We start from the raw sequence: 26,294 nt of genomic DNA, 5'->3' as shown, positions 1-26,294 counted from the left end.
CTTTTGCCGCTTCAACGTGTTCTTCTACTTTTTCGACTGTTTCAGACGGCGTTTCGGTTAAAGCTTCCCGAACCTGTTCGACGGTTTCGCTGACAGTTTCAACAGCCGATTCGACAACTGATTCAACATGCCCTTTGACGCTTTCTGCTAAAGATTCGGCATCTTCTTTAATATTTTCAACTACTTGAGCAACTTCAGATTCTACTTTTGCTGCGGTTTCCTGAACTTGAGCCTCCTCAGGAGCCGGAGTTTCCTGTTTTTTCTTGCGACGGAAGAAGCTGAACATTAAATTTTCCTTTTAATTTTAGAAACTTGAAATAAGGAGTATTGTAGCGTATTTTACGTGGCAAGGTCGTCTGAAAATCAAGGTTGTCAGGTTTTGGCATTTCCAACGTCTAACAAGGCAAACCATCCATACAGGAAACATAGAGATGAAACCCCGTACCTTCTTTTCCCTTTGCGCCAAGTTCGGTTGCCTGCTTGCGCTGGGCGCCTGCTCATCCAAAATGATGGATACCGAAGCCGCAACCGTACCGCAGGCATTATCCTCGTTGAAAACCCCTGACAACCGCCCTGCCAGTGTTTTCTTGAAAAAAGACAAACCGACTCTGATTAAATTTTGGGCAAGTTGGTGTCCTTTGTGTTTGTCCGAATTGGGACAAACCGAAAAATGGGCGCAGGACAAGCGGTTTAGCTCCGCCAACCTGATCACCGTCGCGTCCCCCGGTTTTCTGCACGAGAAAAAAGACGGCGACTTCCAAAAATGGTATGCCGGTTTGAACTATCCCAAGCTGCCTGTCGTGACCGACAACGGTGGCACCATCGCCCAAAGCCTGAATATCAGCGTTTACCCTTCTTGGGCGTTAATCGGTAAAGACGGCGACGTGCAGCGCATCGTCAAAGGCAGTATCAACGAAGCGCAGGCATTGGCGTTAATCCGCGACCCGAATGCCGATTTAGGCCGTCTGAAAAATTCGTTCTACAAACCTGACACACAGAAAAAGGATTCAAAAATCATGAACACACGCACCATCTACCTCGCCGGCGGCTGCTTCTGGGGCTTGGAAGCCTATTTCCAACGCATAGACGGCGTGGTTGACGCAGTATCCGGCTACGCCAACGGCAAAACGAAAAATCCGAGCTACGAAGACGTGTCCTACCGCGACACGGGCCATGCCGAGACCGTCAAAGTAACCTACGACGCCGACAAACTCAGCCTCGACGACATCCTGCAATACTATTTCCGCGTCGTTGACCCGACCAGCCTCAACAAACAAGGCAACGACACCGGCACGCAATACCGCAGCGGCGTGTACTACACCGACCCTGCCGAAAAAGCCGTCATCGCCGCCGCACTTAAACGCGAGCAGCAAAAATACCAACAGCCCCTCGTCGTCGAAAACGAGCCACTGAAAAACTTCTACGACGCCGAGGAATACCATCAGGACTACCTGATTAAAAACCCCAACGGCTACTGCCACATCGACATCCGCAAAGCCGACGAACCGCTGCCGGGCAAAACCAAAGCCGCCCCGCAAGGCAAAGGCTTCGACGCGGCAAGGTATAAAAAGCCCAGCGATGCCGAACTCAAACGCCTCCTGACCGAAGAGCAATACCAAGTTACCCAAAACAGCGCGACCGAATACGCCTTCAGCCACGAATACGACCATCTGTTCAAACCCGGCATTTATGTGGACATCGTCAGCGGCGAACCCCTGTTCAGCTCTGCCGACAAATTCGATTCCGGCTGCGGCTGGCCGAGCTTTACCCACCCGATTAATGCCTCCGCCGTTACCGAACACGACGATTTCAGCTACAACATGCGCCGCACCGAAGTGCGCAGCCATGCCGCTGATTCACACTTGGGACACGTCTTCGCCGATGGGCCGATGGACAAAGGCGGCCTGCGCTACTGCATCAACGGCGCAAGTTTGAAATTCATTCCTTTGGAAGAAATGGACGCAGCCGGCTATGGCGCATTAAAAGACAAAGTGAAATAACGGTTTGAATCGAAAAAGGCCGTCTGAAAAAGATTTCAGACGGCCTTTTTAATTTGTCGGATGCAAAAGGTTGGTTTCTTATCTATCAAAAAATCTCAATAACTAAGAAAGTGCGCCCTACAAAAACCTTTTAAATTCGTTTTGCCAACTCTTCAGCTTTGCCCACATACAACGCAGGGGTCAACTCAAGCAATTTGGCTTTGGCTTCTGCCGGAATTTCCAACGACTCGATAAAGAGTTTCAACACTTCAGGCGTAATGCCGTCTTTACCGCGTGTCAGGTCTTTCAGTTTCTCGTAAGGATTGGCTACGCCGTAACGACGCATTACGGTTTGAATCGGCTCGGCCAGCAGCTCCCAAGTAGCGTCCAAATCGGCAGCAAGGGCGGCAGGATTCGGTTCAAGCTTGTTCAGACCGCGCAGATGGGCGGCAAAGCCCAATACGGTATAGCCCACGCCTACGCCCATGTTGCGCAATACGGTGCTGTCGGTCAGGTCGCGCTGCCAACGGGAAATCGGCAGTTTTTCGGACAAAAAGCCCAATACGGCATTGGCCATACCAAGGTTGCCTTCGGAGTTTTCAAAGTCGATCGGATTGACTTTGTGCGGCATGGTGGAAGAACCGACTTCGCCTACTTTGACTTTTTGTTTGAAGTAACCCAAAGAAATGTAGCCCCAAACATCACGGTTGAAGTCGATCAGAATCGTGTTGACACGGCTGATGGCTTGGAAGAATTCCGCCATATAGTCGTGCGGCTCGATTTGAATAGTGTAGGGGTTGAAGGTCAGGCCGAGGCTGATTTCAACGAAGTTGCGGCAATGGGTTTCCCAATCCACATCGGGATAAGCGACCATATGGGCATTATAGTTGCCGACTGCGCCATTGATCTTGCCGAGGAACTCTTGCGCTTGCAGGTTTTTAAACTGACGTTGCAGGCGGTACACGACATTGGAGATTTCTTTACCCAGTGTGCTTGGTGTAGCAGGCTGGCCATGCGTACGGCTCATCATAGGGACGGCAGCCAACTCATGCGCCATGCCGGTCAGTTTTTCGATAATTTCGGCCAGTTTCGGCAGCAAAACAGCCTCACGCGCTTCTTGCAGCATTAAAGCGTGGGAAAGGTTGTTGATGTCTTCGCTGGTGCAGGCAAAGTGGATGAACTCGCTGGCAGCAGCCACTTCAGGCACGCCGGAGAAGCGTTCTTTAAGCCAATATTCGATGGCTTTGACATCGTGATTGGTGGTTGCCTCAATGGCTTTGACGGCGGCGGCATCTTCAAGCGAGAAGTTTTCGATCACTTTGTCGATTTCGGCAAGCGTAAAATCGCTGAAAGCAGGAACTTCTACAATCTTAGGCTCGGCAGCAAGGGCTTTGAGCCAGTTTAATTCAACTTTGACACGCGCACGCATCAGGCCGTATTCGGAGAAAATCGGACGCAATGCTTCAACGGATTTGGCGTAGCGGCCATCTAATGGGGAAAGTGCAGCGATAGGGTTAATCATGTCAGATCTTCCTATGGGATGAAAACCAAATTGTTTGCGATTATACATGATTTTACACTTCAAGGCCGTCTGAAAGACAGGTTTCAGACGACCTTTTCAGCGTATTTTTCATAAAATGCTTTTCAGAGGTTCAACTTTGCAAAATCGATTTACGATATATGCCATCTTCACGGATAATATCGGCTGACTTTTTGTAAATAATGAGGTTTTATGAATATCAAACGTTTTTCCCTAGCTGCAACCGTATTTGCGGCTTTGATGTTGAGTGCCTGTGAAACAACAACCACATCGAGCGGCAGCGGCAGCTGGACCAACATCGGCACCATCTCTGAAGGCAATATCAAAGTGGCCATTGATAGAAGCAGCATTAAAAGAAATGGTGCACTGGTTACTTTCCGCGATAAAAAAACCGTTTCCAAACTGAAAGAGGAACGTTTCGTTAACACCCCGGCCTATAAAACGGCTATCGGCAGCTGGGAAATTCATTGCTCAAACAAAACCTATCGCCTGGCAGCGCTGCAACTGATGGACGAACACGGCCGGGTAATTTCCAACCAAAGCTATACGCCGACCAGCATCCGCCCAATGAGCGTCATGAGCGGCACGATTACTGAAAAACAATACGAAACTGTGTGCGGACATAAGCTTTAATCTACACTTATTCACAAAGTTATCCACAGTTTAAATATTTAAGAGGCCATCTGAATGCTTTGAATATCAAGTTTCAGACGGCCTTTTTATGTTTTTATAGAAATTTATCTTCAAATTTATCCACAAAATTTGTTTATTCAAAAATAATTTATTACAGCGATTCATTTACACTCAAAATTTGCTTCACTCTTTGCCAGAGTATTTCACAAAATACTGCTTTCTACTCTATTTATTGACTTAATTCTCTACTAAATCGATCCGTATTTACAGGCTGCTACGCGTTAAACTAGATCTGCATTAAATGCTTTTCACACAGGTATTCCAATCTTTTGGAAAAATTTGCTTCTCCAAATAAATACCTTTCCTTTGATGATACAGCCCATCTTTAACGCAGCCTTGCTCCTGTTTCTCCATCAATAATCTGGCTAGGCGTTTTCTGCTTACCTATCAATCCGCCTACAACCCAGACTTTTCTGCCAAATTGTCTTCTGACTTCTCTTTCTGTTTTGCACGCCCGTTTACCTGCACGATTGCATGAAGTAGAGACTAAAGGCTTTTCCAAAACCTGACACAAACGCCTTGCACCTGCGTGCGCAGGAACCCTGACAGCCAATTTACTGCGTCCTTTTCCCCGTAACGAAGGCAATACTTTTTTGCCGACCGGCAATAAAAAAGTTTTCGGAGCCGGCCATGCTTGATGCAGCATGGTTTGGATATTTTCAGACGGCCTTTGCAGCAAAGGTTGCAACTGTTCCAAGCTATGACCAATGACAATCATGCCTTTGTGTTGCGGTCGTTTTTTCAGATGAATCAGTTGATTGAGTGCTTTGGGCAAAGTAGGGATACAGCCCAAGCCATAGCAAGACTCGGTAGGATAGGCGACCAAACCGCCTTTTTTAAGATGCGCCTGCAACCTGCGTTGGGCTGCAGCCGATAAAATTCTGGGGAACATCATCATAATACCAAGGCCGTCTGAAACTGCGATTGTCGGACAATCTGTGTTCAGACGGCCTGTTTCTATTCATTATTAACGGTTGATGGCTTTATCGGCAATGTCCTTACGGTATTGCATACCGTCAAAATGGATGGTTTCCAATGCCTCATAAGCCTTGCTCTTAGCTTGCGCAACATCATCGCCCAAACCGACGACACACAATACACGGCCGCCGTTGGTTACCACTTCGCCTTTTTCATTCGTTGCAGTACCGGCATGGAAAACTTTACCGATTTGATTGGCCTTATCCAAGCCGAAGATCACATCGCCTTTTTTCGGAGAGTTAGGATAATTTTGTGCGGCCAACACCACGCCTACCGCGGTCTGCGGATTCCATTCGGCAGCGACACTATCCAGTTTGCCGTCGATTGCCGCTTCAACCAAATCCACCAAATCGCTATCCAAACGGCTCATAATCGGCTGGGTTTCAGGGTCGCCGAAACGGCAGTTGAATTCGATGGTATAAGGCGCACCAGTTTTATCAATCATCAAGCCTGCGTATAAAAAGCCGGTAAATTCATGACCTTCTGCCTTCATACCGGCCACAGTCGGCAAAATAATTTCATTCATCGCGCGCTCGTAAACATCAGGCGTTACCACCGGAGCGGGGCTGTATGCGCCCATACCGCCGGTATTAGGGCCTTTGTCGTCATCCAGCAGGCGTTTATGGTCTTGGCTGGTTGCCATCGGTAAAACATGATTGCCGTCCACCATAACGATAAAGCTCGCTTCCTCGCCTTGCAGGAAATCTTCAATTACAACACGCGCGCCTGCATTGCCCATTTTGTTGCCCAACAACATATCGTCAATAGCGGCATGGGCTTCATCCAAAGTCATGGCGACAATCACGCCTTTACCGGCAGCCAAACCATCCGCTTTAATAACAATCGGCGCACCTTTTTGATTGACGTAATCATGTGCCGCATCGGCATTTTCAAAGGTTTGGTATTGCGCGGTTGGAATCTTATATTTTGCCATAAATGCTTTAGCAAAATCTTTTGAACTCTCCAACTGAGCCGCGTATTGAGTCGGGCCAAAAATCTTCAATCCGGCAGCACGGAAGTTATTGACCACACCTGCAGCCAAAGGCGCTTCAGGGCCAACTACGGTAAAGGCAATATTTTCATTACGGCAAAAATCAATCAAATCTTGATGCGCCGTCAACGCTATATTCTGCAGTTTAGGCTCAATTGCCGTTCCGGCATTACCAGGTGCAACAAAGACAGTTTCTACTTTAGACGACTGCGCCAATTTCCAAGCCAGTGCGTGTTCACGTCCACCATTACCAATAACGAGCAATTTCATACCATCTCCTTGAAGAATAGATGTTGTAAATAAAATTCAATTGATGGAATATTGTTCCATCTTGCATAGCTGTTTCAAATTAAGAATAATATCGCACCAAGACAACCATACTCTAATTTCAAACAACGAAAGGACAAATCATGCAAAAACGTATTGACGAAATTCAAAGCAAATATCGCGAATGGTGCGAATTACTGCCGCAACTGGAAGCAGATATCGCCCGCTGGAAACATGCTGCAAGCCTCATGCAAGACATGGATGACTTCTATACCAACGAATACCAAGCATGCCATCAAGCCATTGAAGAAGGGGCAGATGTTGATTTGCGTACACAGGGCGAATACAGCATTATGAGCGAAGATGCCCTATGGAACGCACTGGGGGAATTTCATCAACTGGCTTGGGAACACCTGCGCTCAAGCGTAAATGCTTTAGACAGATACCAAGACTAAAACATCAAAGGCCGTCTGAAACTTTTGATTTCTCACATATGTTCAGACGACCTTTTATTCAAACGGCTTCTCAGTATCTACTTCAATTTGGCGCGTATTTTTCCAAGCAGCAATACAGGCTTCATAATCGGCCAACGCTATTTTCACTGTCAACTTACAATCCAGCTGCAAATCCTGTTCCACAATATCGGCCTGATATTGTTTGGCAATCCGTATAGCCTCATTCAAAACAGGATATTCACATTTCAACCAAACTGTCTTTTCGACATTCTTTTCAACAACTTCAGCTATCGCCAATGCCTGAGCCGTTGATTCCTTATAAGCATGAATCAGACCGGGAACGCCCAATAGCGTACCGCCAAAATAGCGCACAACCACAACCAACACATCCGTCACACCGACAGAATCAATCTGCCCCAGAATAGGGCGGCCTGCGCTTCCAGACGGTTCTCCATCATCGTTTGCGCGAAACTGCATTCCATCCACACCCAATCGATAGGCATAACACCAATGTCGCGCCTTGTGATGCTCTTCCTTTAATGGGTCGAGATAATTCTTCACATCGGCCAAAGTGCGAATCGGATAGGCGTATGCAATGAAGCGGCTGCCTTTATCTTTAAATTCAGCCTGTGTCGGAGTGGTAATGGTTTTATAGGTCGTAATCATACCAAAATATTTTCAGACGGCCTTATATAAAAAAGGCCGTCTGAACGTTTCACGTGAAACATTAGTTTTTCAATGCTTCAGTCAGTTGAGGCACAACTTCAAACAAATCACCAACCAAGCCGTAGTCTGCCACATTGAAAATCGGAGCATCAGCATCTTTGTTGATGGCAACAATCACTTTACTGTCCTGCATACCGGCAACGTGCTGGATGGCACCGGAAATACCGATAGCGAAGTAAAGTTGCGGCGCAACCACTTTACCGGTTTGTCCGACTTGGGCATCATTTGGCGCATACTCGGCGTCCACTGCCGCACGGGATGCTCCAATCGCCGCACCCAAAACATCAGCCAAAGGAGTCAATACTTCATTGAATTTTTCAGCACTGCCCAATGCACGGCCACCGGAAACGATCACTTTTGCCTGAGTCAATTCAGGGCGGTCAGACTGGGAAAGTTGACGGTTTACGAAACGGCTCAGGTTTTGAGCAGGCGTTGCCTCAACATTGACCACTTCTGCATTACCACCTTGTCCGGCAGCATCAAATGCGGTTGCACGGAAAGTCAGCACCAGTTTTTCAGAATTGGATTGAACGGTTTCAAATGCATTACCGGCATAAATCGGACGGACAAATGTCGAGTTATCCACAACTTCGGTTAAATCCGAAACTTGTGGTACATTCAACAGGGCAGCAACCCGGGGCAACAGATTTTTACCAAACGCAGTTGCAGTCGCAGCCACATAGCGGTAATCCGCAGCCAGTTTAACAACCAAAGGCGCCAATTCTTCTGCCAAGCCTTCAGCGTAATAGGGCGCATCGGCTACCAAAACTTTCGCTACGCCTGCAACCTGTTTTGCCTCTTCAACCACCGCAGCAGCATTACTGCCGACAACCAATAAATCTACATTACCCAATTTAGCAGCAGCCGTTACCGCATGCAAAGTGGCAGGATTCAAATGTTGGTTATTATGTTCCGCAATAATCAATACGCTCATTTCATACTCCTTAGATCACTTTGGCTTCGTTTTTCAGCTTTTCAACCAATTCGGCAACATCAGCCACTTTTACACCGGCTTGACGTGCTTTAGGTTCGGCAAATTTCACGGTATTCAAACGTGGAGAAATATCCACAGCCAAATCGGCAGGACTTAATTTTTCCAAAGGCTTTTTCTTTGCCGCCATGATATTAGGAAGTTTGACAAAACGTGGTTCGTTCAAACGCAAATCTGCACTGATGACCGCAGGCAGCTTCAATGCAACAGTCTCTTCGCCACCGTCAATTTCACGGGTTACCAATGCTTCTTCGCCTTCAATTTGCACTTTTGATGCAAAAGTACCTTGAGCCGCATTCAACAACGCAGCCAGCATTTGGGCAACTTGGTTGGCGTCATCGTCAATTGCCTGTTTGCCCAACAGTAAAATTTGCGGATTTTCTTTATCCGCAACAGCTTTCAGCAATTTCGCAACAGCCAAAGGCTCCAACTTCGCCTCAGTCTCAACATGAACCGCACGGTCGGCACCCATCGCCAAAGCAGTACGCAACGTTTCTTCGCATTTTTTCTCGCCAAGAGAAACAGCAACAATCTCGCTTACTTTTCCGGCTTCTTTCAAACGGACAGCTTCTTCTACCGCAATTTCATCAAACGGGTTCATCGACATTTTGACATTACCGATATCCACATCAGAACCATCGGCTTTCACACGAACTTTGACGTTGTAGTCCACTACGCGCTTTACTGCGACCAGTGCTTTCATTCAATTCTCCTAAAAAGAATGTCCATCAAATCAAGCATACTGCTTTTGATGCATTCTTTATATAAAATCCAATTCGGTTTTCCCAACATGACAAAACCAAATTTGTATAAATCTTGGCAAATAGAGCGGAATTATATCATTTCTAAAGCATTTACTCAGAAAATAAATCCAACTCCCCAGCAATTATTTACCGTATGCTGCAACACAATCCATCAAGGTTTGATAAACCTCGTCAACATTGGGAATTTGAGCAATACCGCCTAAATTTTTTGCATAAGCCGAAACTTGAACGCCGGTCTTGGCCGGATCTGTATCTGTATAAATTCCTACAACAGGCTTTTCCAGTGCATTGGCAAGATGCAGTAGTCCAGTATCTACGCCAATAATACCTTCTGCGTTTTTCAATAAAAATGCAGCCTGTAATAAATTCATTTTGTCGCAGACGAAAGCAAACGGTAAATCGCTTGAAATCTGCTCCGCACGCATTTTTTCGGTTTCATTTCCCCATGGCAGATATACATTACAGTGTTGCTCTTCATTCAACTTTTTCAATAATGCACGCCAGTGTTCTACCGGCCATAATTTACTGTTGCGGCTGGTTGCATGCAAAGCAACGTAATAGGGGGATTGCAAATTTTTCAGATGGCCTGATTCAGGAACCGACAAACCAAATACCTGCGTCTCAGGCATTGCATAACCAAATGCTTGGGCGAATAATTCACGGTTTCGCCAGACCGCATTTTTACCTTTCGGTACGGCAAATGTTTTACTGTATGCAAAGGCAGCCAAACTTTCACGCGCGCTGTGTTTATCCAAACCGTAAATAGGGGATTTCGCCATTTTGGCAAAGCATGCGCTTTTAATCAGTCCTTGACTATCTAAAACAAAATCAAAAGATTCAGCCTGTAAATCCGTTTTCAGACGGCCTATTTCACGCCATGTTTCAGCCTGAAAAAGGTGTTTGCGCCACTGCCGCCATTTCATTACATGAACCTTTTTGACAAAAGGATGTAAGCGGGCAATATCTGCAAACCCTGCCTCACACAGCCAATGGAGCTCTACCTCAGGACATTGTCGCGCCAAATCTTCAACTGCGGGCAACGTATGAATTAAATCGCCCATACTGGACAAGCGGACAAGTAAAATCTTCATATTTTGGAAAATGTTTCACGTGAAACAATAGAATTTCAAATATAATTTATTGATTATTAATGTATTCTTTTATTTTTTCGGCGTTTTCTAAAATAACAGCCCCGGCAGAATGCATTTCACGCCATGCAGATTCAACCGTTTCCGGAGCAATGCCGCGACAAGCCGCCTGATTGACGATGACTTTCCAAGCCCCACCTTTAAGCAATTGTAAAACCGTTGTCTTCACACAATAATCCGTTGCCAAACCGCCGACAATAACTGTATCTGCATTTTGACAGCGCAACCATTCAATCAAACCTGTACTGAGCTTTTCTTCAATATCGTGAAAACATGCGCCGTAAGGGTGTAACTCAGGATCAACGCCTTTCCAAACGCAATAATCGTATTCTTTGGCTGAAGGCAGGCCATCCAACAATTCATAGCCATATGTTCCAACCATCGCATGCGACACCCAAGTCAAATCCGCATCGGACAAACCCGTCGGTTTCAACATATCAACAGGATTATCCACAAGCCATTTTGCCGTGGCATGATGCGCATCTTTCGTCATCACGCGTAAATCCGCCAATGCAGCTTGGGCATTGAGTTCATCCGCAATCAGATGACCTTCGGTAACAGGCAATTCTTTCGGACACAAAGGCGTAAACGTTTTTTGTGCATCTACATCGATAGAAACAATCATGGATTAATTTAACCTATTGATTTTATTTTATATTATTCAAATTGAGCATTTATTGCCCATGTACGGACATTTGGAATAAATGCTTTTTATTATAACAAATTACTACCGCAAAATGTGGGAAAACATCTGTGATATGATGACAGTTTGCACAGAATATTTATCCACAAATTATGTCCTATTCGATTACGCCTATTGCAACCGTTCATTCCCCCTACAAACAAAAATTCGGCATTGCCCGCCAACCCGGTTTGGTTCCTGCAGCAGAAATTTGCATTGAACTCACTCCTGAATTTACCGCAGACAGCGTTCGGGGCTTAGAATATTTCGACTATGTGTGGATAAGCTTTATTTTTCACGGCGTATTGGATGAAGGTTGGGCGCAAATGGTGCGTCCGCCACGGCTTGGAGGCAAACAAAAAATGGGCGTATTTGCCACGCGCAGCCCGCACCGCCCCAATCATCTCGGTTTATCCCTGCTGAAACTCGAACGAATCGAAACAGGCAAACCTGTCCGCATCTATTGTAGCGGTGCAGACCTATTGGACGGTACTCCGGTAGTGGATATCAAACCCTACATCCCGTTTGTTGAATCCAAACCTGACGCATCATCAGGCTTTGTCAGCGGCAAACCTGAAGAATTGAACGTTGTCTGGGCAGAAAGTACGCTTGCGGAACATTTATCCACAGAAGAAAAACATCTCATTGAGCAAAGCATTGCCCAAGATCCCCGCCCTGCCTATCAAGATATTCCCGAACGGGTTTATGTAATGAATATTGCGGAATATGAAGTACAGTTTAGGATAGAAAAAAAATGTGCCACTGTGATTAAACTATCCACAATCTGAATTACCAATTTAATCTATCTACATACAAAAGGCCGTCTGAAATGTTCAGACGGCCTTTTAATCATCCACAGACTGATTGATTCAGTCTGTTATCCTCTAGATTTTGCTGGCAAAAAATTCCAAGGTGCGAACCAATTGGCAAGTGTAAGACATTTCATTGTCGTACCAAGCAACGGTTTTCACCAATTGTTTATCGCCAACTGTCATCACGCGGGTTTGAGTCGCATCGAAGAGTGAGCCGTACTCGATACCGATAACGTCGGAAGAAACGATTTGATCTTCAGTGTAGCCTAAAGCATCGTTGGCGGCAGCTTTCATGGCTGCATTGATTTCTTCTTTGGTAACAGGACGTTCGAGAACAGAAACCAGTTCGGTCAAAGAGCCTGTAGCAACAGGAACGCGTTGGGCAGAACCATCAAGTTTGCCGTTTAATTCAGGGATAACCAAGCCGATGGCTTTAGCGGCACCGGTGCTGTTCGGTACGATATTCAAGGCAGCGGCACGGGCGCGGCGGAAGTCGCCTTTGCGGTGTGGCGCGTCAAGGGTGTTTTGGTCGCCGGTATAAGCGTGGATAGTGGTCATCAGGCCTTCAACAATACCGAATTCTTTTTGCAATACCGCAGCCATAGGAGCCAGGCAGTTAGTCGTACAAGAAGCGGCGGAGATAACAGTTTCGCTACCATCCAAAATATCTTGGTTTACGCCGTATACAACGGTTTTCACATCATTGCCGCCAGGAGCCGAAATCACAACTTTGCGCGCACCGGCACGGATATGGGCTTCCGCTTTGGTTTTATTGGTAAAGAAACCGGTACATTCGAGGACGACGTCCACACCCAGCTCGCCCCAAGGCAATTCTTCAGGATTAGGATTGGCAAATACTTTGATTTCTTTGCCGTTAACAACAATAGCGTCGTCTTTCAATTCGGCAGAGCCTTCAAAGCGGCCTTGAGTACTGTCGTATTTGAAGAGGTGCAACAGCATGTCTGCAGGAGTCAAGTCGTTAACAGCAACGACTTCGATACCTTGGGCTTTTTCAATTTGACGCAATGCCAGACGACCGATACGGCCAAAACCATTAATCGCTACTTTAATACTCATTTTGCTACTCCTAATTAGATGGAATGGGAAAAATTTCTCAGTGAGGCCATTGTATCCTGAAATAAAATTACTTTCTAGGATTTCAGATGATTACTTTTAAGTTGTTTGATTTAAATAAAGAAAACATGAAATTCTTGTTTGTAGGAAAATATCAGGTAAATCGAATCAGACTTAGCTTTTGATATTTTATTTCATAAAAACCATTTTCCAATCTTAAAAGTTTCATAAGTTTATGATTTTCATAAACTTAGTTCTATTTCTCCGTATTTTGCCATTTTTGTGTTGATCATTCAGTGTTTTCTTCAAATTATAATATTTTATTTTTAAAATGATGATTTTAATGAAGAACCAAACTATCTATGGATAATGGAATAACTTTCTTTAAAAACAATTTGATAATTCCTTTTTATCTTTGAGGCCAACCCCAACTGAATGCCGGAATAAAAAAGGATAGAATCTTAGTTTCCCTATTTATCTGTGGATAAAAACCAAATTACCCACTTCAATTTCACATACTATTGTGGATAATTTAAATCTAGAGGTTTCTCTCGCAAAACATCCATATTGGCAAATACTATTAAAAATGATGGCTTGTTTTTTCCTTTTTAACGTATCATTTGCCCATCAAACTTTTTAAAAGGAAGCAATTATGTTGCAACGGACTTTAGCCAAATCAGTAAGCGTTACCGGCGTTGGCCTGCATTCGGGCGAAAGGGTCGCTCTGACTTTGCATCCTGCCGAAGAAAACAGCGGTATTTCATTCCGCCGTACCGATTTAAGTGGAGAAATGGGCGAAGTAATCAAATTGAACCCTTATTTAATCAATGATACCCGCCTCTCTTCAACCATCGTTACCGATAAAGGCGTACGCATCGGCACGATTGAACACATTATGTCGGCTCTATCTGCCTACGGCATTGACAATGCCTTGATTGAATTGAACGCGCCCGAAATTCCGATTATGGACGGCTCGAGCCTGCCGTTTATTTATCTTTTACAAGATGCGGGCGTTGTCGATCAAAAAGCCCAAAAACGTTTTTTAAAAATCCTCAAACCCGTTGAAATCAAAGAAACCGGAAAATGGGTGCGCTTTACGCCTTATGACGGCTTTAAAGTTACTTTAACCATCGAATTTGACCACCCCGTGTTCAACCGCAGCGCACCTACTTTCGAGATTGATTTTGCAGGAAAATCCTATATCGATGAGATTGCCCGCGCCCGTACCTTCGGCTTTATGCACGAAGTGGAAATGATGCGCGCCCATAATCTCGGACTGGGCGGCAATTTGAACAACGCCATCGTGATTGACGACATGGATGTTTTGAATCCGGAAGGTTTGCGCTATCCCGATGAATTTGTTCGCCACAAAATCCTGGATGCGATTGGCGATTTGTACATTGTTGGCCATCCGATTATCGGTGCATTTGAAGGTTACAAATCAGGCCATGCCATCAATAATGCGCTGTTGCGTGCCGTTTTGGCAGATGAAAGCGCTTACGAATGGGTTGAGTTTGCCGATGACGAAGACTTGCCCAGCGCTTTTCACGAGCTGCCGGCAGCCTGATAGAAAATAGATAAAGCAGTCCAATAAAAAGGCCGTCTGAACCTTTCAGACGGCCTAAATCATGTCGTTTTCCACAAGTAATTATCCACATATTCATTCCTTTTATCTTATTGAAAAATAAAAATATTAAAATTTAATGTTATTCTTATACACATCTTATCCATATATTTTCCCAAACTAAAAGGCCGTCTGAACAACTAGGTTTCAGACGGCCTTTGCATGTCAAACCGATAAAATCAATCGCCCATGACTTTACCTTCGCGGCGCGGGTCGGCACCGCCGAGCAAACCGTCTTTGCCGATCACAATGCCTTGTACGCCGGAATTCAAATCGCGGATTTGGACTTTGTAGCCCAGTTTTTCCAATGCTGCCGCTTTATCCGCTGCAGCGGTTTTTTCCTCGATCTCATACTGGCTGCCGCGATTGAGCATATTCGGCAGTGAAATTGCCGTCTGAATGTCCATACCCCAGTCGATATGCGCCACCAACGTTTTAGCAACGAAACCGATAATGCGGCTGCCACCCGGCGAACCGACCGCCATATAAGGTTTGCCGTCTTTCATCACGATGGTCGGCGCCATCGAAGAACGCGGCCGTTTGCCGCCCGCCACGCTGTTGGCAACGGTTTTACCGTCCGCGCCGACAGGGTTAAAAGCGAAATCGGTCAATTCATTGTTGAGCAGATAGCCGTTTGCCATCAACCCCGAACCGAACGCGTTTTCAATCGAAGTCGTCATCGACACGACATTGCCTTCTTTATCCACAACCACCAAATGGCTGGTGGACGGCAGCTCGATCGCCATGCCTTGCGCGTATTCCTTGCCGAATTTACCTGCCTGAATAGTTTCCAATGCCTTGTCAGCTTTGCGGATTTCTTCGGCACGCGGTTTCAAATAAGCCTGAGAAATCATGGCTCTGGTCGGAACGTTCACAAACTTGGGATCGCCGACATAATAATCACGGTCGGCAAACGCAATCCGCGACGCATCGCCTATCCAGCGCCAACTGTGGATATTTTCCGATCCCAACGCCTTCATATCCTGATTCTGCAATACGCCCAAAATCTGCCCCAAAGCAATTGCGCCGGAACTTGGTGCGCCCATACCGCAAACTTCATATTCACGATACGGCGCACAAACCGGTTGACGCTCGATAACTTGATAGTTTTTCAAATCCGCCATGCTGATTTTGCCGGGATTATCCACAGCACCGGTAACGGCACGGACAATATTTTGCGCCTGCATTCCCTGGTAAAACGGCGCACTGCCTTTTTCCGCCAACAGGCGTACGGAACGCGCAAATTCAGGGTTTTTCAACACCGTTCCCGCAGCCAAAGGCTTGCCGTCAGGCAGGAAATAGGCAGCAGTTTGCGGATAACGTTGCAAGGGTTCCAAATTTTGTTCGATGGATTTCGCCATACGTGGAGAAACGGCAAAACCTTGTTCCGCCAAAGTAATCGGTTTCTCAAACAAACTTGCCCACGATAATTTGCCGTAACGCTTGTGGACATCTTCCAGCAGCTTCGGAATCCCCGGCACACCGACCGAACGGCCGCCGACCACCGCTTTCATAAAGCCCATCGGTTTGCCGTTTTCATCCAAGAAAAGTTCTGGCGTTGCCGCTTTCGGCGCCGTTTCGCGGGCATCAAACGTCGTCAGCTTTTTCGCCTTATTGTCCCAATACACCAAAAACGCACCGCCGCCCAATCCGGAAGACTGCGGCTCAACCAGTCCCAAAGTTGTCTGCATGGCAACCATCGCATCTATCGCACTGCCGCCGCGCTTCAAAATTTCATAACCGGCTTCAGTTGCCAGCGGATTGGCAGACGCCGCCATATAATGTTTGGCGCGGATTAATTTCTGCTCCGTCAGCCCCGTCCCTTGCTCCGGCGCATGGTTATCCATAGATACGGAGGGCAGGGAAACTTGAGGCTTTTGAACCGGCTGTTGCGCACAAGCGGCCAAAATCAAAACGGATAACAGGTTAATACTAAAAGAAAACTTCATATGCATACCCTTATTGACATATTTTCAGACGGCCTTTTCCCAGCTTAAACAAAAGGAAATATGAAAATAGCTTGAAATAAAAAACCATTTGACTATTTCTCCAGTCAATCAGTTCCAATTGGAGAAGTATAAAACAAGCTAAGATTGTGCACAGGCAAAAAGTTACCCACAGAATGGAGCAGCAGAAAAAATTTATCCACACCTACAAACAAGGCCGACCATACTTTATCCTCATCAAAAAATATCAGCTAAGTATTTGAAAAATTTTTATAATCAAAGTTATCAACAAGCTGTGGCAGCACTCAATATCATCTTCTATTTATTATTTAAAATCTAATTTATAGTTTGTTTTCCCAAAGGTAAAGGCCATCTGAAACGTAAAGGCATCTTTTCAAAAAATTAAAAAGTTAAGGATTGTTAAAAACGTGTAAATCAGCTAGAGTTACGCTTGATAAAATTAATTAATAACGGAGTTTCACAAAATGAAAGGCGACATTGGCGTAATCGGCCTTGCCGTAATGGGGCAAAACCTGATTCTCAACATGAACGACAACGGCTTTAAAGTTGTCGCATTCAACCGTACGACCAGCAAAGTAGACGATTTTTTAAACGGCGCAGCCAAAAATACCAATATTATCGGCGCATATTCACTGCAAGATCTGGTTGATAAATTAGAGAAACCACGCAAAATCATGATGATGGTACGCGCTGGTTCTGTTGTTGACGATTTTATCGAGCAACTTGTTCCGCTTTTGGACGAAGGCGACATCATTATTGACGGCGGCAATGCCAACTATCCTGATTCCACCCGCCGTACACACGAGCTGGCGGCAAAAGGCATCCGCTTTATCGGTGCCGGCGTATCCGGTGGTGAAGAAGGCGCGCGTCACGGCCCGTCTATCATGCCTGGCGGTGATGAAGCCGCATGGCCTGCCGTCAAACCGATTTTCCAAGCCATCTCCGCCAAAACGCCTCAAGGCGAGCCTTGCTGCGACTGGGTCGGCCGCGACGGTGCGGGCCACTTCGTCAAAATGGTGCACAATGGTATCGAATACGGCGACATGCAGTTGATTTGCGAAGCGTACCAATTCATGAAAGACGGTTTGGGTCTGTCTTATGACGAAATGCACCAAATCTTCAACGAGTGGAACAAAACCGAACTGGATTCTTATCTGGTCGAAATTACCGCCGCGATTTTGGGTTACAAAGATGAAAACGGCAAACCTTTGGTCGAAAAAATCCTCGATACCGCAGGTCAAAAAGGTACAGGTAAATGGACCGGCATCAATGCCCTCGATTTGGGTATCCCGTTGACCCTGATTTCCGAAGCCGTATTTGCACGTTGCGTGTCCGCGTTTAAAGACCAACGCGCTCAAGCAAACAGCCTGTTTGGCAAAACCATTACCCCGATTGAAGGCGACAAAGCCGCATGGGTGGATGCTTTGCGCCAAGCCCTGTTGGCGTCCAAAATTATTTCTTATGCACAAGGCTTTATGCTGATTCGTGAAGCCAGCGAAAACAACGATTGGGCATTGAATTACGGCAATACCGCCCTCTTGTGGCGCGAAGGCTGCATTATCCGCAGCGCGTTCTTGGGCAACATCCGCGACGCATACGAAGCCAATCCTGATTTGGTCTTCTTGGGTTCCGATCCTTATTTCAAAGGCGTATTGGAAACCTGTCTGCCTGCATGGCGCAAAGTGGTGGCCAAAGCGATTGAGTGCGGTATTCCGATGCCTTGCATGGCTTCCGCAATTACCTTCCTTGACGGCTACACTTCCGAGCGTCTGCCCGCCAACCTGCTGCAAGCCCAACGCGACTACTTCGGCGCGCACACTTACGAGTGTACCGACAAACCGCGCGGCGAGTTCTTCCATACCAACTGGACAGGCAAGGGCGGCGATACTGCTTCAACCACATACGATATTTAATTTGCCTGAGCAAACACAAGGCCGTCTGAGTATTTCAGACGGCCTTTTTATAGGGTTATCCACAATGAAGAAAGAAACGATTTAGCCTATTTGATAGATAACTTTATGAAATAAATAAAGATTAATAAAGGCCGTCTGAATATTTCAGACGGCCTTTAAAATTGTTCACAACCTTATTAACAGGTTTTCCATGGATTAAACCAGATTTTGCGGATTGCCGGCCACGAAGCGGTTGATGTTGTCCAAAAGGATGTCAAACAGACGGTTGGCGGCCTCTTGGCTTGCCCATGCAATGTGTGGCGTAACGATGAGGTTGGGCAGTCGGGCTTTCAGCAGAGGGTTGCCGTCGCGTGGCGGCTCTTGTGTCAACACGTCAAAACCTGCACCGCCGATTTGGCCGTATTTCAACGCCGCAACCAAAGCGGCTTCATCGACCAAGCCGCCGCGCCCGCAGTTGATGAGGATGGCACCGGGTTTCATTTGCTGCAATTCGGCTTCGCCTATCATGTTTGCCGTTTGTGGCGTGAGCGGGCAATTAAGTGACACGACATCGGCGGAGCGGATGGCTTCGTCAAAGGAAACATAGCCATCTCGGATGCTTTGGGCATTTTTATGTTCGGCGAACACGACATTCATTTTGAAAGCCTGAGCATAAGTTGCCAGCGTTTTACCGATATTGCCGCGTCCGAAAATCGCCAGCGTTTTGCCGTTTAAATCGCGCATCGGGGCGCCGAGATGGCAGAAAAACGGCGAGTTTTCCCACAAGCCTGCCGCAACGTCGCGCTGGTAGGCAGGCAGGTTGCGCATCAGGGTAATCATCATCATAAACGCGTGTTCCGCCACGGATTCATTGCCGTAAGCGCGGATATTGCACACTGCTGTGCCGTTTTGTTTGGCAGCCTCAACGTCCACATTGTTGACGCCTGTCGCGGTAACAGCAACCAGCTTGAGTTGTGGATTTTCGGCAAATGCTTGGGCGGAAATCACGACTTTGTTGGTAATCACAATGTCCGCGCCACGGATACGCTTTAAGGTTTCGTGCGCTTCGGTTGTGCCGTAGCTGCTCAATGTATGTGGAAAATCAAAATCAAACGGGCGGTTGACGAGGGTGTCGCGGTCGAGGACGACAATATGGAGCGGGTTCATAAAATTCCTATCAAAAATAAAATATCGATTTATAAAATCTAAATCAGGATAAAGGATTTAAAATATACGCGTTAGTTGATAATAATTATTATGTAGCGATTAAAACATCAATGTATCAGGAAAACAGCATGATTAAAACCATTACATTTGCTATTTTGCATTTCAGCGTCGCATTTAGTGTCGCCTATATTCTGACCGGCAGTATCGGCGTTTCCAGCGCGGTCGCTTTGGTCGAACCCATCGTCAATACCGTTGTCTTTTATTTTCACGAAAAAGCGTGGAACCGCTACGAGAAAAACAAATCCGACAAGCAAAAATTGTGGGTGCCTCTGCATCAGTGCGGCTAAAGTTTCAGACGGCCTTTTGCTTGATTAAAACCGATTATGTTTTTGCGGTTCGTCCATCGCCATCAAAATGCCAAACCCTAAAATAGAGTAAGACTTTACGAAGGCTTCATGAAGGTAAAAATGCTAAAATACGCTATTCTTGCAAACCCATTCAGACGGCCTCAATGCTCACCGATTTAGAAAAAAACGCCATCCGCGACCATTACCAAAACATCGGCAAAAACCTACCCGGTTTCCGTCCGCGCGCTTCGCAGCGGAAAATGATTGCGGCGATTGCCAACGCTTTTTCGCGGACCTTGACGCGTGAAGAAGGCGAAGAAGCGCCCAAACGCGAGGGTGAGAGCATTGCTGTGATCGAAGGGCCGACCGGCGTGGGTAAATCATTGGCCTACCTTTTGGCCGGCGGCATCATGGCGCAAACACGCGGCAAACGGTTGATCGTCAGCAGCGCGACGGTGGCTTTGCAAGAGCAGTTGGTTGACCGCGATTTGCCGTTTCTGGTCGAAAAAAGCGGTTTGGAGTTGACCTTTGCGCTTGCCAAAGGACGCGGCCGTTATCTTTGCCCGTACAAACTCTATCAACTGACGCAAAACAACGCCCAGCAAAACCTGCTTGGTTTTGAAGCGCCGGAAGTGTTGTGGGACAGCAAACCCAAGCCTGAAGAATTGAACCTGCTGCGCGACATTGCCGATGAATTTTCCGCCCGCCGCTTTAATGGCGACCGCGACACTTGGCCGGAAAAAATCGATGACGCGATTTGGCTTAAAGTGACCAACGACCGCCACGGCTGCCTGAAATCCGCCTGTCCAAATCGTCCGGAATGCCCTTTTTACCTGGCACGCGATGTCTTGGAAACTGTCGATGTCGTCGTTGCCAACCACGATCTTCTGCTTGCCGACATCAGCATGGGCGGTGGCGTGATTCTGCCTGCGCCCGAAAACAGTTTCTATTGCATAGACGAAGCGCACCACCTGCCCAAAAAAGCCCTCAGCCGTTTTGCCGCCGAACATTCATGGAATATTGCCGTTTGGACGCTGGAAAAACTGCCGCAGCTTACCGGCAAAATTGCCGCGCTTACCGATAAAGCCGAACTTGCCAACCTTGCCGACGAAGCTGCCACATCCTTGCTCGACAGCCTGCACGAATGGCAGTTTCACTTGGCGGAAGAGCCGTCTTTAAGTCTGGGGTCGTCTGAAAACGACAGGCGGAAACACAACGAACCGACTTGGCTGTGGGAAGACGGCAAAATCCCCGAAGGCCTGGAAACCACAGTTTCCAATACGGCCATTGCTGCGCGCAGCCTGCTCAAACACGTTGTCGGTATGAACGATGCACTTTCCGCCGCTCGCCGCGAAAAAGAGCAGGACGGCGCGCTCATCGACCGCCTGACCAGCGAGTTCGGCCTTTTTATCGCCCGTATCGAACAAATCAGCGCGGTTTGGGATTTACTCTCCACCGTTCCCATTGAGGGCGAAGAGCCGTTGGCGAAATGGATAACCCGCCGTGCCGATGACAAAAACGACTATATTTTCAATGCCAGCCCCATCAGCAGCGCATCCCACCTTGCCAACAGTCTGTGGCGGCGCGCGGCAGGCGCGGTGCTGACTTCGGCCACCCTGCAATCGCTCGGCAGCTTCAACCTGATTTTGCGCCAAACCGGCCTATTATGGCTGCCCGAAACCACCACGCTTGCATTGGAAAGCCCGTTTAATTTCGATGCGCAAGGCGAGCTGTATATTCCGCCGGTTCATGCCAGCCCGAAAGACCCTGATGCGCACACGGCCGCCATTGTCGAATGGTTGCCGAAGCTGGTTTCGCCGGTTGAAGCCATCGGCACGCTGGTGCTGTTTTCCTCGCGCAAGCAAATGCAGGATGTCGCCTTACGACTGCCTGATGAATACTTGCCGCTTCTGCTTGTGCAGGGCGAGTTGCCCAAGGCCGTTCTTTTACAAAGGCACCATCAAGCCATTGCAGAAGGCAAAGCCAGCATTATTTTCGGCCTCGACAGTTTTGCCGAAGGCCTCGACCTGCCCGGCACGGCCTGCGTGCAAGTCATTATTGCCAAGCTGCCGTTTGCCATGCCGGACAATCCCATCGAGAAAACCCAAAACCGTTGGATTGAACAACGCGGCGGCAATCCTTTTATCGAAATTACGGTGCCCGAAGCCAGCATCAAATTGATCCAAGCCGTCGGCCGCCTTATCCGTACCGAACAGGATTACGGCCGCGTGACCATCCTTGACAACCGCGTCAAAACGCAACGCTACGGCCAACAATTATTGGCCTGTTTGCCGCCGTTTAAACGGATAGGGTAGTTGTGGATAATTCAAAGGCAGAGGCCGTCTGAAATCAAATGTTCAGACGGCCTTTTATTCTTTTGCCTTTTATTCTTTTCAAGCTATAAATCCAATTTCATGACGGATACGGTTTCCCCATTGTGCCAAGTCTGGGTAATTTCTTTCCAGCCGAACTTTTCATACACGGCCTGCACATCCGGCGTATAGAGAAACAGATGCGGCAAACCCAGTTCGCGTGCTTTATCCAGACAAAACGAAACCAGCTGCCTGCCCACGCCCAAACCGCGAAATTGCGGCAAAACGAACACATCGCCCAACCAATATTCGTATTCAGGAAAACACGCCATATCAAACCGCTTCAATGCTGCCGAACCCATCAGCCGCCCTTCGTTATCCACAGCCGCAAACGCCAGCGGCAAGGTATCCCCATTGATGCACTGCGCGTAATACGCACGGATTTTGTCCAGAGACGACCATGGCGCAAAATCGTGCCATTCCTCAAACAGCGCGAGGGCTAAAGGTTCGACAAATTCAGGCTTCAGACGGCATATGTTCATATTTGGTCCTCTTGTTGTACGGCATAGGGATTATTTTTATAGTATAGGCCGTCTGAAAGATTAACACATCTTAAAAAATCAGCGTAAAACACAATAAACCCGCCGCCAGCCCCATTCAAATCACTTATAATTCTGCCCGTACCGCACACAAACAAAAGAAGAACATCATGGCCAAGAAATTTCCCATTTTCCCGAAAAATCCCGAGCGTATCTGCTGGGGTTGCGACAAATACTGCAAAGAAGACGATTTGCAATGCGGCAACGGTTGCGAGCGCATCCAACATCCCATCGAGTTGGACGGCCGCGACTGGTATAAAAAAGGCGACTGGAGCAATTTGTTAAGCGAAGAGCAGCAAATCGAACTTGGACTGAAAGAAGCACCCAAGCCGGCCAAACCGCATATCAAGCTGCCTTTGAAAAACAAAACGGCTTAAACGGAATGCCGTAAACAAACGAGATAAAAAAAGGCCGTCTGAAACATGAAAAACAGGGTTTCAGACGGCCTTTGCGTTGTCGGATTATGCCTTTACATAATGCACAAACGCGTATTCGATGCCTTTGGCGGAAACATGGTTTTCCCGAGAGGCTTCTTGCCATGTTTCTGAGGAAAATTCAGGAAAAAACGCATCGCCGTCCACATCTAAACCGACTTCGGTCAAACGCAAATCCGTGGCAATCGGCAGGGCTTGTGCATAAATTTGCGCGCCGCCCATGATGATGACTTCTTCAGCCCCCTGACACAAAGCCAGCGCATCTTCCAAAGAAGCCGCCGTTTGCGCACCTTCGGCCTGATAATCTTGGCGGGTGATGACGATATTTTGACGGTCGGGCAGCGGCTTGCGCGGCAGCGACTCCCATGTTTTGCGGCCCATAATGACGGGTTTGCCGGTGGTGTAGGATTTGAAGAAGGCAAAATCCTCGGGCAAATGCCAAGGCATAGTGTTGTTGGTGCCGATACAGCGGCGGGCGGCGTAGGCGGCGATGAGGGTGATTTTCGGCATAATGAAATCCGTTTGCAAAATAAAATGATTATAGCGGAAGGGAGGCGGGATGGACTGAATATCCGATATTCTAAAAATGTTTCAATATTTATAAAATTAATATTCAAAATACTTAATTTTGACAAAAATCATTTATTGTTCATTTTTTTAGGTATATGATAAATATCATACCAAATAAAAAAGGAAAGGAAAAAATGATGAGAACCCTCCGCATTTCTGCTTTGACTGCTTCCCTGTCTTTGATGTTGGCTGCCTGCGGCGGCGCAACAAGCGGCTTGTCGAATGCCGTGACCGAGCCGCTCAATCCGCATCCGAAAGGCGTGTTGTCCGTTGAATTGAACGAATCCGTCCCTGAAAACGGTACGTTGGAGCTGACGGCCAACGGTAAACCGCAAACCCTGCAAAAAGGCGACAAACTCGATACCGGCTTTTTGAAAACCGATAAAGTATCCTCTTACGACTACGCCCAAAAAATCAAGGTAAACGGCCAAGTCATCACTTTGGAAACGGGCGATTTCCAAGTGTATAAACAAAATTATTCCACTGTTGCTGCGCGTTACGCCAAACAAAAAGCCGATGACGCAGGCAAGCTGCAAAACCTCGATACATACACATTCATCGTCGGCGAAGTCCAAGGCGATGAAACAGCGTATCGCAATTTACCCAAACAAGGCAGCTATCAGTATTCGGGCATCGCGTTTAACGGCGACGACCGCAGCGGCCGTCTGAAATACACCGTCGATTTTGATAAAAAACAAGGTTACGGCAAAATTAGCAGCATGGCCTCCTACAATAATGTCGACCTGCTTGCCGCAGGTATTGCCAATAACAACGGCAAAGCCGCCATCAGCGGTAAAACCAGTTTGAACGGTATCGAAAACGGCCGTTATGATTTGAAACTCTTTGGTCCGCAGGCTGAAGAAATTGCCGGTAAGGCGCAAATCAAAGTTGGCGATTCCACCAAAGAAATCGGTTTGGCCGGTAAAAAAGAATAGGAAACAAGGCCGCCTGAACATTTCAGACGGCCTTTTTGTGACAAAAAAAGCAACGGCTCAAACCGTTGCTTTTTTCATGTCAACCTAAATTACAGGCTGCCCAAGATAATGCGCAATACGCGGCGCAACGGCTCGGCAGCGCCCCACAAGAGTTGGTCGCCGACAGTGAACGCGCTGATGTATTCGCCACCCATCTCCAGTTTGCGGATACGGCCGACAGGAACAGACAGCGTGCCGGTAACTTTGGCAGGCGTCAGCTCGTGGATGCTGGCTTCTTTTTCGTTGGGGATGACTTTCACCCAGTCGTTCGCGCCTGCCAAAATCGCTTCGATTTCGGAAACGGGCAGGTCTTTTTTCAGCTTCAGGGTGATGGCTTGGCTGTGGCAGCGCATAGAGCCGATGCGTACGCACAAGCCGTCGATTACGGTCGGATTGTCGTTGCGGCCGAGGATTTTGTTGGTTTCCACGCCGCCTTTCCATTCTTCTTTGGACTGGCCGTTGCCCAAGTCCACGTCAATCCACGGAATCAGGCTGCCGGCGAGCGGTACGCCGAAGTTGGCTTTCGGATAGTCTTCGCTGCGCAGGAAATCGGACACTTTTCGGTCGATGTCGAGAATCGCGCTGGAAGGATCGGCAAGCTCGTCTGCCACTTTGGCGTGAATCGCGCCCATGCCGCTGATGAGTTCGCGCATGTTTTTCGCACCCGCGCCGGAAGCGGCTTGGTAGGTCATGCTGGTTGCCCATTCGACCAAATCATTTTGGAACAGGCCGCCCAAGGCCATCAGCATTAGGGAAACGGTACAGTTGCCGCCGATGTAGTTTTTCACGCCGTTTTTGAGGCCGTTGTCGATGACGTTGCGGTTGACAGGGTCGAGGACGATAATCGCATCATCTTTCATGCGCAGGGAAGAAGCCGCGTCAACCCAGTAGCCGTTCCAGCCGCTGTCGCGCAGGGGTTGGAAGACGGATTTGGTGTAATCGCCACCCTGACAGGTAACGATGATGTCCATTTTTGCCAATTCGGCAACATCGTTGGCATCCAACAATGTTTTGGCTGCCTGACCGAAATCAGGGGCAGCGCCGCCGACGTTGGAAGTGGTAAAGAAAAACGCTTCGGGAATGTGGGCGAAGTCGTTTTCTTCTTTCATACGCTGCATCAAAACAGAGCCGACCATACCGCGCCAGCCGACGAAACCTACTTTCATGTGTTACTCCTTACAAAGAAAATCCGGATAAGTTTATAGTGCATTAACAAAAACCGGAACGGCATCGCCTGCCACTTTGTTCAGACTTTTGTTAACCCACTATAAAAAAGGGGAAAACAAACGTTTTAACGCCGTCTGCGGA

General features: G+C 47.4%; 24 protein-coding genes and 1 pseudogene. 10 read left to right on the top strand and 15 right to left on the bottom strand.

Annotated features, from left to right (window positions below; genetic code table 11):
* A pseudogene (locus ACTHTY_RS03650) lies at positions 1-286 on the bottom strand (signal recognition particle-docking protein FtsY); the annotation flags it as partial.
* A gap of 145 nt (positions 287-431) precedes the next feature.
* On the opposite strand from ACTHTY_RS03650, the gene msrAB reads away from it, so the two are divergent.
* On the top strand, positions 432-2,000 hold the full coding sequence (gene msrAB, locus ACTHTY_RS03645) for a bifunctional peptide-methionine (S)-S-oxide reductase MsrA/peptide-methionine (R)-S-oxide reductase MsrB (protein ID WP_440366510.1): 1,569 nt from the start codon (positions 432-434) through the stop codon (positions 1,998-2,000).
* 130 nt (positions 2,001-2,130) lie between these two features.
* Here the strand turns inward: msrAB and purB are convergent, their stop codons facing one another.
* The gene (gene purB, locus ACTHTY_RS03640) at positions 2,131-3,501 is read right to left on the bottom strand and encodes an adenylosuccinate lyase (protein WP_440366509.1); all 1,371 of its coding nucleotides are present in this window, start codon (positions 3,499-3,501) and stop codon (positions 2,131-2,133) included.
* Positions 3,502-3,711: 210 nt separating this feature from the next.
* Between purB and ACTHTY_RS03635 the strand changes: the two genes are divergently transcribed.
* Positions 3,712-4,152: a surface-adhesin E family protein gene (locus ACTHTY_RS03635; RefSeq protein ID WP_101755668.1), complete on the top strand. Its 441-nt coding sequence runs from the start codon at positions 3,712-3,714 to the stop codon at positions 4,150-4,152.
* A gap of 385 nt (positions 4,153-4,537) precedes the next feature.
* On the opposite strand, the gene ACTHTY_RS03630 is transcribed toward ACTHTY_RS03635, so the two are convergent.
* Together ACTHTY_RS03630 and purD are read right to left on the bottom strand one after the other, a co-directional pair.
* Entirely contained in the window at positions 4,538-5,107 is a 570-nt protein-coding gene (locus ACTHTY_RS03630) for an L-threonylcarbamoyladenylate synthase (protein ID WP_440366678.1), read from the bottom strand.
* Between the two features lie 72 nt (positions 5,108-5,179).
* Positions 5,180-6,451, bottom strand: a complete 1,272-nt coding sequence (gene purD / locus ACTHTY_RS03625) for a phosphoribosylamine--glycine ligase (RefSeq protein ID WP_440366508.1) — start codon at positions 6,449-6,451, stop codon at positions 5,180-5,182.
* 140 nt (positions 6,452-6,591) lie between these two features.
* Between purD and ACTHTY_RS03620 the strand changes: the two genes are divergently transcribed.
* On the top strand, positions 6,592-6,903 hold the full coding sequence (locus ACTHTY_RS03620; RefSeq protein WP_107857737.1) for a DUF4298 domain-containing protein: 312 nt from the start codon (positions 6,592-6,594) through the stop codon (positions 6,901-6,903).
* A gap of 54 nt (positions 6,904-6,957) precedes the next feature.
* Here the strand turns inward: ACTHTY_RS03620 and ACTHTY_RS03615 are convergent, their stop codons facing one another.
* From ACTHTY_RS03615 to ACTHTY_RS03595, 5 genes are all read right to left on the bottom strand, one after another.
* A complete protein-coding gene (locus ACTHTY_RS03615; protein ID WP_188208974.1) occupies positions 6,958-7,569 on the bottom strand; it encodes an IMPACT family protein in 612 nt (203 codons plus the stop codon).
* A 61-nt stretch (positions 7,570-7,630) separates the two neighbouring features.
* Positions 7,631-8,563: an electron transfer flavoprotein subunit alpha/FixB family protein gene (locus ACTHTY_RS03610; protein ID WP_440366507.1), complete on the bottom strand. Its 933-nt coding sequence runs from the start codon at positions 8,561-8,563 to the stop codon at positions 7,631-7,633.
* Positions 8,564-8,573: 10 nt separating this feature from the next.
* On the bottom strand, positions 8,574-9,323 hold the full coding sequence (locus ACTHTY_RS03605; protein WP_440366506.1) for an electron transfer flavoprotein subunit beta/FixA family protein: 750 nt from the start codon (positions 9,321-9,323) through the stop codon (positions 8,574-8,576).
* Positions 9,324-9,506: 183 nt separating this feature from the next.
* Positions 9,507-10,475, bottom strand: coding sequence for a lipopolysaccharide heptosyltransferase I (gene waaC / locus ACTHTY_RS03600; RefSeq protein ID WP_440366505.1), 969 nt, complete (start codon positions 10,473-10,475; stop codon positions 9,507-9,509).
* Positions 10,476-10,521: 46 nt separating this feature from the next.
* On the bottom strand, positions 10,522-11,157 hold the full coding sequence (locus tag ACTHTY_RS03595) for a nicotinamidase (RefSeq protein WP_440366504.1): 636 nt from the start codon (positions 11,155-11,157) through the stop codon (positions 10,522-10,524).
* Positions 11,158-11,327: 170 nt separating this feature from the next.
* On the opposite strand from ACTHTY_RS03595, the gene tsaA reads away from it, so the two are divergent.
* A complete protein-coding gene (gene tsaA / locus ACTHTY_RS03590) occupies positions 11,328-12,002 on the top strand; it encodes a tRNA (N6-threonylcarbamoyladenosine(37)-N6)-methyltransferase TrmO (RefSeq protein ID WP_440366503.1) in 675 nt (224 codons plus the stop codon).
* A 96-nt stretch (positions 12,003-12,098) separates the two neighbouring features.
* Here the strand turns inward: tsaA and gap are convergent, their stop codons facing one another.
* Positions 12,099-13,103, bottom strand: a complete 1,005-nt coding sequence (gene gap, locus ACTHTY_RS03585; protein WP_049335677.1) for a type I glyceraldehyde-3-phosphate dehydrogenase — start codon at positions 13,101-13,103, stop codon at positions 12,099-12,101.
* A gap of 649 nt (positions 13,104-13,752) precedes the next feature.
* Between gap and lpxC the strand changes: the two genes are divergently transcribed.
* Entirely contained in the window at positions 13,753-14,667 is a 915-nt protein-coding gene (lpxC, locus tag ACTHTY_RS03580; RefSeq protein WP_440366502.1) for a UDP-3-O-acyl-N-acetylglucosamine deacetylase, read from the top strand.
* A 236-nt stretch (positions 14,668-14,903) separates the two neighbouring features.
* On the opposite strand, the gene ggt is transcribed toward lpxC, so the two are convergent.
* A complete protein-coding gene (ggt, locus tag ACTHTY_RS03575; RefSeq protein ID WP_440366501.1) occupies positions 14,904-16,673 on the bottom strand; it encodes a gamma-glutamyltransferase in 1,770 nt (589 codons plus the stop codon).
* Positions 16,674-17,155: 482 nt separating this feature from the next.
* Here ggt and gnd point away from each other — a divergent pair, with 482 nt between their 5' ends.
* Positions 17,156-18,604: a decarboxylating NADP(+)-dependent phosphogluconate dehydrogenase gene (gene gnd / locus ACTHTY_RS03570; RefSeq protein ID WP_440366500.1), complete on the top strand. Its 1,449-nt coding sequence runs from the start codon at positions 17,156-17,158 to the stop codon at positions 18,602-18,604.
* A gap of 195 nt (positions 18,605-18,799) precedes the next feature.
* Here gnd and ACTHTY_RS03565 read toward each other — a convergent pair whose 3' ends face one another.
* Positions 18,800-19,750, bottom strand: coding sequence for a D-2-hydroxyacid dehydrogenase (locus ACTHTY_RS03565; protein ID WP_440366499.1), 951 nt, complete (start codon positions 19,748-19,750; stop codon positions 18,800-18,802).
* Between the two features lie 128 nt (positions 19,751-19,878).
* On the opposite strand from ACTHTY_RS03565, the gene ACTHTY_RS03560 reads away from it, so the two are divergent.
* Positions 19,879-20,097 carry a DUF2061 domain-containing protein gene (locus tag ACTHTY_RS03560; RefSeq protein WP_003686746.1) on the top strand — a complete coding sequence of 73 codons (219 nt, stop codon included), beginning with the start codon at positions 19,879-19,881 and terminating at the stop codon, positions 20,095-20,097.
* Between the two features lie 164 nt (positions 20,098-20,261).
* The gene (dinG, locus tag ACTHTY_RS03555; RefSeq protein ID WP_440366498.1) at positions 20,262-22,412 is read left to right on the top strand and encodes an ATP-dependent DNA helicase DinG; all 2,151 of its coding nucleotides are present in this window, start codon (positions 20,262-20,264) and stop codon (positions 22,410-22,412) included.
* An 83-nt stretch (positions 22,413-22,495) separates the two neighbouring features.
* On the opposite strand, the gene ACTHTY_RS03550 is transcribed toward dinG, so the two are convergent.
* Entirely contained in the window at positions 22,496-22,951 is a 456-nt protein-coding gene (locus tag ACTHTY_RS03550; RefSeq protein ID WP_440366497.1) for a GNAT family N-acetyltransferase, read from the bottom strand.
* A 167-nt stretch (positions 22,952-23,118) separates the two neighbouring features.
* Here ACTHTY_RS03550 and ACTHTY_RS03545 point away from each other — a divergent pair, with 167 nt between their 5' ends.
* Positions 23,119-23,385, top strand: coding sequence for a DUF3079 domain-containing protein (locus ACTHTY_RS03545; protein WP_003686685.1), 267 nt, complete (start codon positions 23,119-23,121; stop codon positions 23,383-23,385).
* 84 nt (positions 23,386-23,469) lie between these two features.
* On the opposite strand, the gene ACTHTY_RS03540 is transcribed toward ACTHTY_RS03545, so the two are convergent.
* Entirely contained in the window at positions 23,470-23,952 is a 483-nt protein-coding gene (locus tag ACTHTY_RS03540) for a dihydrofolate reductase (RefSeq protein ID WP_440366496.1), read from the bottom strand.
* Positions 23,953-24,149: 197 nt separating this feature from the next.
* On the opposite strand from ACTHTY_RS03540, the gene ACTHTY_RS03535 reads away from it, so the two are divergent.
* Positions 24,150-24,947 carry a factor H-binding protein gene (locus tag ACTHTY_RS03535; protein ID WP_440366677.1) on the top strand — a complete coding sequence of 266 codons (798 nt, stop codon included), beginning with the start codon at positions 24,150-24,152 and terminating at the stop codon, positions 24,945-24,947.
* A gap of 89 nt (positions 24,948-25,036) precedes the next feature.
* Here the strand turns inward: ACTHTY_RS03535 and asd are convergent, their stop codons facing one another.
* Positions 25,037-26,152: an aspartate-semialdehyde dehydrogenase gene (asd, locus tag ACTHTY_RS03530; protein ID WP_440366495.1), complete on the bottom strand. Its 1,116-nt coding sequence runs from the start codon at positions 26,150-26,152 to the stop codon at positions 25,037-25,039.
* Positions 26,153-26,294: the final 142 nt, after the last annotated feature.

Origin of the sequence: Neisseria sp. P0019.S002 (assembly GCF_051957155.1) — a bacterium.
Taxonomy (GTDB): Bacteria; Pseudomonadota; Gammaproteobacteria; order Burkholderiales; family Neisseriaceae; genus Neisseria; species Neisseria perflava.
The sequence above is the reverse complement of the archived record's forward strand: the minus strand, read 5'-3'. Positions and strand labels throughout refer to the sequence as shown.